The organism is Stenotrophomonas sp. GD03958 (assembly GCF_029839005.1).
Lineage (GTDB): Bacteria > Pseudomonadota > Gammaproteobacteria > Xanthomonadales > Xanthomonadaceae > Stenotrophomonas > Stenotrophomonas hibiscicola.
Genome location: NZ_JAOBZT010000006.1, coordinates 21681 through 33517 on the forward strand (window position 1 = coordinate 21681; position 11837 = coordinate 33517).

Below are 11837 nucleotides of genomic sequence, written 5' to 3' on the forward strand. Positions count from 1 at the left end.
TCGTGCCTACACAGCTCATTGATGCCAGCATGGCGCAGGTGTTCTCAAGCTTTAGAGCTGAGCACGACAAGCTCAGTCTTGCCCATCAGTTTACGCAGCCAGGATACTTTCCAGAGCTGCTAACGTTGCAGCCCTGCTTCCTTATTGGCGGACGAGGAACTGGAAAAACCACAACTCTGCAATCTCTCTCGTATCGTGTTCGGCTCGCTACTCCCCCGGACCGGATTCAAGATCAATTGGATGATTTAGGGATCATTGGTCTGTATCACAAGATCAACACTGGTCGTGTCGCAGCCTTTCAAGGGCCAGAGCTTGACCAAAGTGAGTGGGATCGACTCTTTGGACACTACCTTAATCTCACGTTAGTCGTGTCAATATTGGAGTTCTTCGCTTGGAGGGAATCCAATCAGGAGGGTGAGCGCCCGCTGCCTTCTGAAGTTCTGGACTTGGTTGCTACAATATTCTCGTGCATGCGAGTGGGTACAGCTTCGGGTGCTCTGTTAGCTGTTAAATCTGAGATGGCAGATTTTGAAACCGCGATCAATTCGATAGGTCGAAAGCCGAACCTTAGACTTACTCCGTTGGGAATGCCCATTGACTCACTCCTTGATAGCATTGCCGATTCGGGTGTGGTGGGCGATGCCTCGTTTTACTTTCTTATTGATGAGTTCGAGAATCTTTCCAACTATCAGCAGAGAATTGTTAATACGCTTGTCAAGCATTCGCGGCCGCCATATACCTTTAAAATTGGCGTGAAAGAACTCGGAGTCCGTGAGCGATGCACTGTAAACGCTACTGAACAGCTGATTGATCCAGCCGATTTCCGAAGAATTGACATATCGGAGCGCCTAACATCTGGGGCTTCGTTTGAGGTCTTTGCGGCGCAGGTGTGCGCAAGGCGGGCTAGGCTTGATGATCCCGAGGTGGTTAGGTCGCTCTTCCCGGGAATAAGCGCGGACGATGAAGCGCTTAAGCTAGGAATCGAGCGGGTTGCGCAGGAGCCAGTAGCAAGTGTGTTTGCCGTGATGGACTCAGCAGAGCGGGAGCGATTCAAAACATACTCGCTTCTCGAGCAGTATTGTCTTTTTATGCTGGAAGATGGCAGTCCCACTCGTGTCCGCGAGCTCATGCGGACGACTACGGATTCAAGCATCGCTGACCGGCTTAATAATTACAAAATTCCAATACTCTTCAGTCTTAAGCAGGGTAAGCGAGGATTCAGAAAATATTATTGTGGATGGGATGTTCTCTGCAAGCTCGCAAATGGAAATATTAGGTACTTGCTTGAGCTGGTTCATAGGTCTATCTATCTTCAACTCGAGTCCGGTCCTTCAAGTCATGTGTCAATCGAAGCGCAGACTGAGGCGGCGCGATTGATTGGACAGAAGAACCTTAGGGAGCTTGAAGGTCTTTCAGTGCTCGGCGGGCGAATGACAAAGCTCGCCTTGAGCTTGGGTCGTGTCTTCCAGGTGATGGCCTTGTCTCCCTTAGGGCATACGCCGGAAGTCACGCAGTTTCGCTTGGAATCTCCACCAAGCGCTGGCGGTGACCGTGCTGCACAAGAACTTCTTGAACAGTGCGTGATGCATCTTGCATTGGTCAGGCGGCCCGGCACGAAGTTGCAACAATCCGAGGATATTAGAGATTATGACTACTCCCTGCACCCCATCTTTAGTGCTTACTTCGAATACAGCTATCGCCAGAAGCGCAAGATGTTACTTACTTCGGATGATATAATTTCTCTGTCGGAGGGCAAGGCCGAGGGGATTCGGGCAGTGCTGCTCCGGCAAAATAGAGAGGGCTCGATTTTTGGATTGCCCAGTCAGATGGATCTTGGGATCTGAGGCGATGACAAGAATTACTGATCGTCCTATTTATTCTCAGACTTTCAATAGTCTTCCTGATCTCCTTTTAAGCTCGGAGGTGGTGATTGCCGTTGGTGATAGTACCGAAGAAAGGGGGAGTCATGTTCAGGCAATGAATGAGCGGGCCCCGGATAGCTTCTGGGTGCTGAAGGAGACGGATAATCTTAATCAGGCGGAGAGTCATTTCCGTGGCTGTAGTACGTTCCTTAACTTGAGAGACCCCGATCAGCTCAGATCTACAATACAAGCGGTGACTGGTGGATCTCTTGATGTCGATCTGACGAGCATCCCCGCCCACATTTGGGCGCCAATTGTTCGTGCATGTATTGAGATTGGTGTGCAAATTAGGAGTATTTATATCGAGCCGGAGGATTACGCGAGGAGCTCTACGCCCGGGGTGGGATCTCTTTTTGATCTTAGCGAAAGAATAACTGGAATTCAGCCAATTCCAGGCTTTGCTGCATTGCGGTCTATCGATGACGAATCTTCGATATTTATCCCCTTGATGGGTTTCGAAGGAGCAAGACTGTCCTATATGCTTGATCAGATTGAGCCCAGTCCTGATCGAGTTTTTCCAATAATTGGTGTTCCGGGATTTAAGAAGGAATACCCATTTAGTACGTATCTCGGCAATCAGGTCCCTTTGGAGGAAACTCGAGCTTGGCGCAATGCAACCTACTCGCGCGCCAATTGTCCCTTCAGTGCCTACTATGCAATTGAGAAAATAGCCGCTCAGCGTCCCGGGCAACACTTGCGGATCGCGCCTATTGGCACCAAGCCGCACTGCCTCGGCGCTATTCTTTACAATATTGATAATCAGGTGGCTTCGGAGATTGTCTATGATCATCCGCGAAGAAGCCGTTCCCGAACGAAAGGAATAGCTAGGGTTAGTCTATTCGAGATATCGGAGTTCCGAAGGGATTTTGCCAGAGTCTGATGCCTCAGCTTGGCTTGCCCCAGCGTTTCCTTGGGCAGCCGTGAACTGCTGATGGCGCGTGCCCGTGACTTGATGGTGGCTTCCGCTTTGTGAGCAGACTCCAATCTGAGCACGGCGGCCATTGCGGGTCACTCCGGTCTCACCTCATGGCAAGCCCACTCAACCAACCCCCTGCAAGCCAGAAACAACCCATCCACCACCCCCTCATCCAAATGCCGCTCCGGCTCAGCTGCCACCCGGCAGCGGTCCGCGGCGTGCAACACCTCCAGCACCGTCAGCAGCCCCACCAATGCCCGCTCGGTCCTCGCCAGGCTCACGCGGCGGCCGGGCGACACATCGGTTTCCGGCCAAGGGTGCCCATCAGCCCCCTCGCAGCCGCGCATGCGCTTGAGGATGCCGAGCAGGGAGTTCAGGTCGGGCAGGGGAGTGTCGTCGTTGATGGGCTCAACAACGGTGTACGAGGAGAAGGTGTCGGATTCGTTCATGGCGTCGGCTTCCGTGGCTGTGCTTAACAGCGCCACCGTGAAGAGGTGGCGGACGATGCATGGCTGCAAACCGGATGATGTAGCGTCATAGAACCGGTGGATCCGAAGATCCCCACGCACCGCCCGCCAGAAAGGCCGACGGATTGCCCGCCGGCACCGGTTAAGGACGGTGCCGGCGGGCAAGCGCAAACTACAGACGCGTACATCAATGCGGGTTTGCAGACCCGGCCACCCGTTGTCGGTGGCGCGTCATGGTGTTTACGCCGCCGCTCTGAATGCCAATAGAAATTCGCGAAGGAATCTCTGAATCCGAGAGCGAAGAACTATTGTTGCACGCACGATTCGTGCAGCACGCGACGCCAAGAGACGCATTCGTGCAGATGCTCTGTCGACTGCGAATCACAGTGGCGCAATCGCCCATGCCACAAGCGAATAGCGCGACAGCCTTCTTTGCAACAGTTCTTAGTCCGCCTCGCCAAGCAGCGGCGCCGGATCATCCGCACAGCCAGAAAATCGGTTCAAACCCGACACCGTTAACAGGCTCGCAGCTTCAACCAACGCCATCCTCAGCCGCATTCCCCACCAGCAACTCAATCATCGCCCGCGCCGCCGCCGACTGCCGCCGATGCGGCGCATAGATCACCGAGAACGGCCTTGACCGCCCCCGCAGTTGCGGCAGCACTTCCACCAGCTGCCCACGCTGCAACCGCTCGCGCACGATGAACTCGTAGCTCTGGCAGATGCCGATCCCTTGTTCGGCCAGCGACACCACGCCCAGCACATCGTCGGAAGTCTCGATGGACGAACGCGGCAGCCAGTCCACGTCACGCCCGCCGTCGCGGAAGATCCACGGCGCGAGCCGCCCGGTGCGCGGCATCACGAACGGCAGGCACAGGTGCTGCTGCAGGTCGTCCAGCGTCTGCGGCGTGCCACGGCGTTGCAGGTAGTCCGGCGCGGCCACCAGCAGCAGTGGCGCATCCTCCAGCTTCCGCCCCACCAGCCCACTGTCCGGCAGCTGGCCCAGGCGGATGGCCAGGTCGAAGCCTTCAGCCACCAGATCCACGTTGCGGTTGGTGATGTTCAGTTCCACCTGCACCTGCGGGTACTGCTGCGCAAAGCGCGCCAGCACGGGCGGCAGCCGGTAGTGGCCATAGGTGGTGGGCACGCTCAGGCGCACGCGGCCGGCCAGCGCACCGTCCTGGACCAGTACGTCGCGCTCGGCGTCGTCCAGCAGGCCGAAGGCGGTGCGCACCTGTTCCAGATAGAGCCGCCCGGCGTCGGTCAGGCCCACGCGGCGGGTGGTCCGCTGCAGCAATTGCCGGCCCAGCCGCGCTTCGAGGCGGGTGACCGCGCGGCTCAGCACCGAGGGCGTGGTGGACAGCGCCACCGCGCCGGCCGTGAACGAGCCGTGCTCGACCACCGCCAGGAACACCTCCACATCGCCCAGGTAGTCGAACTTGCGGCTCATTTGGCTCTCCGGGGAACAGATGTTTTGCGATGGGGCCAATTTATCGCCGCTGGGGCGATGAATAAAGTGGCGGCCATCCCCCGATAGGAGCTACCCCATGAACCTGATGACCCGGCTGGCCGCAGCGCTGGCCCTGACCCTGGCCGCCACCGGCGCGCAGGCCGCCAACGTGCTGGTGGTGCTGTCCGACGAAAACCACCTGGACCTGAAGGACGGCAAGGTGCTGTCCACCGGCTTCTATCTCAACGAGCTGATGCAGCCGGTCAAGCTGCTGCTGGACGCGGGCCACGAGGTGACCTTCGCCACGCCGCAGGGGCGGGCGCCGACGGTGGATGCGTCCTCGGTGACGCCGGCGTACTTCGGCAACGATGCCGCGCAGCTGACGCTGCACAAGGAGCTGCTGGAGAAACTGGCGCTGACCTCGCCGACGGCCTCGCCGGTGGTCAGCCTGGCGCGCGTGGAGCAGCAGGGCTACGCGCGATTCGATGCGGTCTACATTCCCGGTGGCCACGCGCCGACGCAGGATCTGCTGAAGAGCCCGGCGCTGGGCCGGCTGCTGGCCGACTTCCACCAGCGCAACAAGACCACCGCGCTGGTCTGCCACGGACCCATCGCGCTGCTTTCCACGCTGCCGGATGCGGCGGGTTTCGTGGCAAAGCTGGAAGCGGGTGCGGCGCCGGTCACGCCGAAGTGGATCTACAGCGGCTACCAGATGACGGTGATCAGCAACCAGGAAGAGGAGCAGGCCAAGCCGCTGCTGGGTGGTGGCGAGATGAAGTTCTACCCGCAGTTCGCGTTGGTGCGGGCGGGTGCGACGTTCAGCAGCAATACCACGCCGTGGACCGGGCATGTGGTGGTGGACCGCGAGCTGATTACCGGGCAGAACCCGGCCTCGGCGCTGGAGGTCGGGCAGCGGTTGGTGGAGCGGTTGAAGTAAGCCCGACAGCACATCTGTTTTTTCGGTGAGTCCTGCGCTCGGCGCGCGGGACGCCCACTTCCTACTCAAAGGATAAACCTCGTGGATCTTCAACTTGCGGGCAAGACCGCACTCGTCACCGGCGCGACCGCTGGTATTGGCCTGGCTATCACGCGCACGTTGGCACGCGAAGGCGTAAGCGTGACCCTCACCGGGCGTGACCCGGGAAAGCTGCAGGCAGCCATGGCCGAGATCAGCGCTGTGGCGCCGGGCGCGCAACTGGCTACGGTGGTGGCTGATCTGGCCAGCGCCGAGGGCGCGGCCGCCGTGCTCGCGGCACAGCCCGATACCGATATCCTGATCAATAACCTGGGCTACTACGAAGCGAAGGCCTTTGCCGACATCAGCGACGATGACTGGATGCGCATGCTGGAGGTCAACGTACTGTCCGGCGTGCGCCTGTCGCGGCACTACTTCCCGCGCATGCTGGAACGTAATTGGGGCAGGGTGATCTTCATGTCCAGCGAGGTAGGTGCGTTCACGCCGCCGGACATGGTGCATTACGGGGTGAGCAAGTCGGCGCAGCTGGCGGTGTCGCGTGGCCTGGCTGAGCTGACTCGGGGCACCGGGGTGACGGTCAACAGCGTGCTGCCATCGGCCACACGCTCGGACGGCATTGTGGAATACCTGCGCCAGACCGCGCCGCGACCGGGCATGACCGATGCAGAGATTGAAGCGCACTTCTTCCAGACCTACCGGCCCAGTTCGCTGATCGCGCGGATGATCGAGGCCGACGAGATCGCGGCGATGGTGGCGCTGCTGGCCAGCCCGCTGGGCGCGGCCTCCAATGGCGCGGCGGTGCGCGTAGAGGGCGGCACCTACCGGTCCATTCTGTGATGCGGCGGTTGGGCCGGTTTGGCGCGTGATGTGGCGCGTGGCACCATGGCGGACCGGCGCCGCTCTTCGGGCGGGGCCGTTTTCCCAGGGAAGCCTTCAACACGACATGCGAACGTCCTTCTTCATTCTCTCCGCCCTGTGCCTTGGCCTGCTGGGTGGTTGCGCCAGCGGGCCGGAGGAACACGTCTGGAACCGTGAGGTCACCAGCGCCTTTGTGGCCGAAGACGGACAGCTGTACCTGCTGCCGCGCTATGACGCGCCGATGCGCTTCAATGCCGCGCCGTTCCGCGAATATCGGGCGCTGATGGACAGCCCGCTGCGCGAGGCGGTGGCCTGCGCGCAGATGTACTTCCATGAAGACTGGCGCGACCCGGCCAACAAGGCCAAGGTGCACGGCAGCTATGCGCTGCTGCTGCGGCCGGAGCAGGTGACGCCGGAGCAGGCCGCGCAGTTCAAGCTGGAGCGGATTGAGGTCCCCCCGCGCGAGGCCAAGGCCGTGGAGGAGCGGGCGCGCTACTACCTGCCGATGGACCGGACCCGCTACGCGCTGGCGTTTGATCGCGCCTGCAATCTTTCACGGAAGGGCGGCAGCTATTACAGCGCGCTGTTCGAGGGCGACGGCGAGCAGGTGCAGTTGCCGGAGGCTGCGGCACTGGCGGAGAAGGGTAAGCTGGCACAGCCGATCAATGCGCGGGCGCAGCGGATCCTGCCGGAGAGGGAGGACAAGCCGGGTGTGGGTTCGGCGGCGGGCAAGGTCCTGGGCGCCGCGTTGGTACCGGTGGCGGTTCCGGTGTTTGTGTTGAGCCTGCCGTTCCTGGGGCCGGATCATTGGAAGTAATGGGGCGCTGAGGGAGAGCATCCACGCATGGCGTGGATCTACTTGGGCATCGCCTGAACGTTCATCCTGGAGATCTGTGTGCCCAGCACGCTGGAAACTGTTTTGAAGACCGTAGGTTTCATTATCCTCGCGGCCCTTCCGTTGGTGATCCTCTGGTTCACCCTTCGGCGAATGTCAGTAACTGCTCGCTCGTCCGTAGAGACGGGGCTGCATTTGCATGCCCCTCGCCGGATCTCCGGAACATCCATGACCTTGGTGATGGTGGATGGCAAAGAGGATCGCGAGCACTATTTCTTTGATGCGGAGTCCTTTTACCTGCGGCGTGGGCCGGTGCCCACGGCGGTTCCGCTTTCGCAGATCACCTCAGTCACACGAACGTCCGACGTCATCTATTCGCGCTATGTCTGGCAGGTGTGCTTCAGCAGAGCATCGGGTAGAAAGTGCGTGACGTTCACCAACAACCTGTCGCTGTTCAACCGCGACTTCCTGCTCTTTCTGGAGGCGGTGCGGAAGGCCAATCCGCTGGCGACCGTTGATCGAGCGAGCGTTCTCTTCTAGAGCGTGTTTGAAGTTCGGTATGAACAGTGTCACTGCAATGGCATGACTGCGCGCAGCTCCTGTTCGGCCAATGCGATCGATGAGAAATGGGCGTTTGTTGCGCGGTATCTGATGCCGAAGCACTCTCATGCGTGGCAGTGCAAGTATGATCTGCGATGAACACGCAAAGCCCGTAACATGGAACGAGGTCCGCTCGGTTCTGCGCGCGATGCGAAACGTCGGCCTTGTCACCTGTGACGAAGATGCATTTGAGACGATTGTCGAGGCGACTTACGTTTATGGCATGCGGTCAATCTCTGCGGAGTAGTTCCTGATGATGTGCCGATCGACGCTGGATGTATCCCTGATTCACGCCTACGCGCTTCCTCTCGGCATATGCGTGGCAGCAGCCGTGGTTCTGATCGCAATATGGCTTGCATCCCGCTCTGGCGGGGTGCCAGCCAGGAATATTGCGCTCGGCTCGGCGCTGGCCGTTGTTGTCGTAGTTGCCTTTGGCCTCGTATATCAAGCGCGGACAGCGTACATCGCCGTTACAGATGGCCAGCTGATTGGGTCAGCAGCGTTTGTCCGACTGCAGCTCCCGCTTTCCAGTGTCTCGTGGCAGGACGCTTCCGATGCTTCAAGGATCACGCTGCCTCACCGGCAACTTGGGACCAGCACAGGGGGCGTTGAACTTGGCAAGTTCCGCATGCAGAACGGTCGCAACGTCTTCGTGCTGCGCACGGACCGTAGCTCTGTTCTCGTCACAGCCAGAGGGGATACTGACTTGATTCTGGACCGACGCCTTCACGAACAGCTCAAAGCATGCTTGGATCAGGTACGTGAGATCGGCGGCCATCGAGGAAGATTGCAATGATCAGCAGGAAGTACTGGTTTACCAGGAAAAAGTACGGATGGGGTTGGGGGATACCGTGCGCATGGCAGGGCTGGCTTGTGTACGCAGTCGCATTCGGCCTGCTGCTGGCGGGTCCGTTTCTGTTCTCTCCATTTCGCGAGCCCATCGCATTTCAGCTCTACACGTGGACCGTAGTGTTGGTCCTTGTCCTTATCTGCTGGATTAAAGGCGCCCCGCCCGGTTGGCGGTGGGGGGAGTAGAACGGCCGCAGAAGCTATTTTCGGACCTGTTCGATTTCGATCCGCCGGGCAAAGCATGGATGCATTGCCCTTGTGAGAGTCGGACAGCATCGCCAGCAGGCCACGGCTGCGCCCCCTCTGAGGCGTACCGCCCGTTTTGAATGAATGCTGGACACTTCCCTCGGCGGCTACCCAACGCGTTTTAACCGTTGATTGACCAAGGTAGCGCCGCTTAAAGGGGCGCGCCGGTGAAGCTACACTGGCCACCTACGCCCAATGGAAGCTTGCCCATGTTCAGTGGAAAGGTTGCGGTGGTCACCGGTTCCACCAGCGGTATCGGTCTTGGCATCGCCACCGCGCTGGCGCGGCAAGGTGCCGACATCGTGCTGAATGGCTTCGGCGACGCGGCGGAAATCGAGCGCATCCGTACCCAACTCGAAACTGAGTTCGGTGTACGGGTGGCGCATGATGGCGCGGACCTTTCCCGTGGCGAGGCAGTGCGCGGACTGATCGACCACGCCGTGGCGACGATGGGGCGCATCGACATTCTGGTGAACAATGCGGGCATCCAGCACACCGCGTCGATCGAGGAATTCCCGGTCGAGAAGTGGGACGCGATCCTGGCGCTGAACCTGTCGGCGGTGTTCCATGCAACGGCGGCGGCGTTGCCGCACATGAAGCAGCAGGGCGCCGGCCGCATCATCAACATCGCATCGGTGCACGGACTGGTCGGCTCAGTGAACAAGTCGGCCTATGTGGTGGCCAAGCATGGCGTGGTCGGCTTCACCAAGGTGACCGCGCTTGAGAATGCGGGCACCGGCATCACCGCAAACGCGATCTGCCCAGGCTGGGTGCGAACGGCGCTGGTCGCGCAGCAGATCACCGCGTTGGCCGAGCGCGAGGGCACGGATCAGGAGTCCGCCGCGCGTGCGCTGCTGGCCGAGAAGCAGCCGTCGTTGCAGTTCGTGACGCCCGAGCAGCTGGGAGAAATGGTGGTGTTCCTGGCCTCGGACGCTGCGGCGCAGATTACCGGCACGGCGCTACCGGTGGATGGGGGCTGGACGGCGCGCTAGCTGGCCGACACGGGAAGACGTGCCAGCAGGGCATCCCAGTCGGACACGAAGCAGCCGTTGTGGCCGCGGTTGCATTCGGTGATCCACGCGTCCAGTGATTCGCTTTGTGCGCGGTAAGCGCTGACATCGCCCAGCACGGCGAAACGCAGGCGGTAGTTCACCAGCATCTGCAGCCATTGCCCGGCCATGCCGGAGCGCAGCTCGAAGAAGTCTGCCGAAAGGCGCTGCACCGGCACGGCAATCCACTCGGCCTGATGCCCGAGGGCATCGCCGACCACATCGCGCAGGCCGTTGGCATCGAGTGCGGGGCCCTGCGGCGCGATGCGCAGGAGGCCGGTGGTGCCGATGTGTTCAATGGAATCATTCATGCTGGAGGTTCTGCAGTTGACGCAGCCGGGCGAGGATGTCTTCGCGCAGGCCGGGGATGTAGTGATAGGCGTCTGCGAGCAGGGTGACGTCCGCCGTCGGGACGAGCCGCTTCATACGTTCGGCGGCGGCAGGGGTGTCGATGAGGGCATCACGCGCGCCCATGACAAGGGCTGCCGGCGGATGCAACGTAGCCAGGCGCTCGTCGCTGATGCGGGGAATGCGCAGCGGACGTGGCCGAACCTCGGCACGGATCAATGCCAGCAGGTCGAGCAGCGGCTGCGCACGTGCAGGTGCATGCAGTGGCGCGGGACCCATGACCGCGCGGCGCAGGCGCTCGCGTCCCCATCGGCCAAGCAGCAACAGTGGCAGCGCCTTGAGCAGGAATGCACGCTGGCGCCCGATACCCGAGGGGCTGACCAGGACCAGTGCGTTGACCCGGGCAGGCCTTCGCAGCGCGTAGTCCAGTGCCAGGAAGCCGCCGAACGACAGGCCCACGAATGCTGCGCTTTCCACGCCAAGTGCGTCGAGGACATCATCCAGCCATTGCGCATGCGCGTCGCTGTCCAGCGCAGGTTGCGTGCCTTCGCTGAGGCCCGGTTCGCCAATGATGTCGACGGCATGCACGCGGTAGTACTCGCTCCAACGTTCGGCATCGAACATCCAGCTGGCGGCATTGCTGTGGGTGCCATGCAGCAGCACCAGGGCAGGGCCGTGTTCCGGGCCGCAGCTGACCACAAATGTCGAACCGGCGCGGGTGGCGAGATGGTGCGATTCGTGTGGTACCGGCCAGTCCGAAAGCACCTGGCGATAGGCGGCAAGTACGTGCTGCGTGGGAATGCCGGGGCGCTGCCGCTTCATGCGCTGCGGTCCTGCAGCAGACGCTGCAGGCTGACCAGCAGCGCCGTGGAACCTGCCAGGCCACCGATCACGATCAGCTTGAGCACATCGTGCTCAGGCGAATAGATCGTCTCCATGCGCAGCGGCTCATCGTCGGCCTCGCGGCCGGTGACGCGCGCATGCAGGGCACGGACCAGGTCGGCGGCACGTGCCGCACCGCATCCGGGAATGTCCACCACTGTGGTCAGCTGTGGGCGCGCAGCGGAGGGCTCACGCACGGTGCCGGTGAACACGTCGAGGTCTTCGGCGGTGATGCGATAGGACTTGCCGATGCGGGTCGCGCGCAGTTGGCCGCTACGGATATGCCGCAGGACGGTTTTGGGGTGCAGGCTGAGCTGCTGGGCAGCCTGATCGACGGTTAGCAACGCGGGGGACATAACGGAACTCGAGAACCATGTGCTCCCTATTGTTCCATGAAATGCAATGTGCGGGAGCGATTGGGAATTGCGCGGCGGCGGCG

12 protein-coding genes are annotated in these 11837 nt (G+C 60.9%); 7 read left to right on the forward strand and 5 right to left on the reverse strand.

Features of this window, described 5'->3' with window-relative positions; genetic code table 11:
* Positions 1-2: 2 nt before the first annotated feature.
* Complete coding sequence (locus tag N5C25_RS03210; protein ID WP_279936400.1) at positions 3-1844, forward strand: hypothetical protein; 1842 nt, start codon at positions 3-5, stop codon at positions 1842-1844.
* Positions 1845-1848: 4 nt separating this feature from the next.
* The gene (locus N5C25_RS03215; protein WP_279936401.1) at positions 1849-2802 is read left to right on the forward strand and encodes a hypothetical protein; all 954 of its coding nucleotides are present in this window, start codon (positions 1849-1851) and stop codon (positions 2800-2802) included.
* Positions 2803-2930: 128 nt separating this feature from the next.
* On the opposite strand, the gene N5C25_RS03220 is transcribed toward N5C25_RS03215, so the two are convergent.
* Both N5C25_RS03220 and N5C25_RS03225 read right to left on the reverse strand, forming a co-directional pair.
* The gene (locus tag N5C25_RS03220) at positions 2931-3287 is read right to left on the reverse strand and encodes a hypothetical protein (RefSeq protein WP_180884453.1); all 357 of its coding nucleotides are present in this window, start codon (positions 3285-3287) and stop codon (positions 2931-2933) included.
* Positions 3288-3837: 550 nt separating this feature from the next.
* A complete protein-coding gene (locus N5C25_RS03225; protein WP_279936402.1) occupies positions 3838-4755 on the reverse strand; it encodes a LysR family transcriptional regulator in 918 nt (305 codons plus the stop codon).
* 97 nt (positions 4756-4852) lie between these two features.
* Here N5C25_RS03225 and N5C25_RS03230 point away from each other — a divergent pair, with 97 nt between their 5' ends.
* The 5 genes from N5C25_RS03230 to N5C25_RS03250 all read left to right on the forward strand — a co-directional run bounded on the left by N5C25_RS03230 (position 4853) and on the right by N5C25_RS03250 (position 10111).
* Positions 4853-5692, forward strand: coding sequence for a type 1 glutamine amidotransferase domain-containing protein (locus N5C25_RS03230; RefSeq protein ID WP_279936403.1), 840 nt, complete (start codon positions 4853-4855; stop codon positions 5690-5692).
* An 81-nt stretch (positions 5693-5773) separates the two neighbouring features.
* A complete protein-coding gene (locus tag N5C25_RS03235) occupies positions 5774-6568 on the forward strand; it encodes an SDR family NAD(P)-dependent oxidoreductase (RefSeq protein ID WP_279936404.1) in 795 nt (264 codons plus the stop codon).
* Positions 6569-6674: 106 nt separating this feature from the next.
* Entirely contained in the window at positions 6675-7406 is a 732-nt protein-coding gene (locus tag N5C25_RS03240; RefSeq protein WP_279936405.1) for a hypothetical protein, read from the forward strand.
* A 78-nt stretch (positions 7407-7484) separates the two neighbouring features.
* Complete coding sequence (locus N5C25_RS03245) at positions 7485-7964, forward strand: hypothetical protein (protein WP_279936406.1); 480 nt, start codon at positions 7485-7487, stop codon at positions 7962-7964.
* A 1364-nt stretch (positions 7965-9328) separates the two neighbouring features.
* Positions 9329-10111, forward strand: a complete 783-nt coding sequence (locus N5C25_RS03250; RefSeq protein ID WP_058982580.1) for a 3-hydroxybutyrate dehydrogenase — start codon at positions 9329-9331, stop codon at positions 10109-10111.
* Here the strand turns inward: N5C25_RS03250 and N5C25_RS03255 are convergent.
* The 3 genes from N5C25_RS03255 to N5C25_RS03265 are packed head-to-tail and all read right to left on the reverse strand — an operon-like array spanning position 10108 to position 11754.
* Positions 10108-10479: a DUF4180 domain-containing protein gene (locus tag N5C25_RS03255; RefSeq protein WP_058982582.1), complete on the reverse strand. Its 372-nt coding sequence runs from the start codon at positions 10477-10479 to the stop codon at positions 10108-10110. The two genes, N5C25_RS03250 and N5C25_RS03255, sit on opposite strands and share 4 nt — an antisense overlap.
* Positions 10472-11338: an alpha/beta hydrolase gene (locus N5C25_RS03260; protein ID WP_058982584.1), complete on the reverse strand. Its 867-nt coding sequence runs from the start codon at positions 11336-11338 to the stop codon at positions 10472-10474. Before N5C25_RS03260 ends, N5C25_RS03255 begins: the two co-directional genes overlap by 8 nt.
* Positions 11335-11754 (reverse strand): helix-turn-helix domain-containing protein, encoded by a 420-nt coding sequence (locus tag N5C25_RS03265; protein WP_058982586.1) that lies wholly within the window; start codon positions 11752-11754, stop codon positions 11335-11337. Before N5C25_RS03265 ends, N5C25_RS03260 begins: the two co-directional genes overlap by 4 nt.
* Positions 11755-11837: the final 83 nt, after the last annotated feature.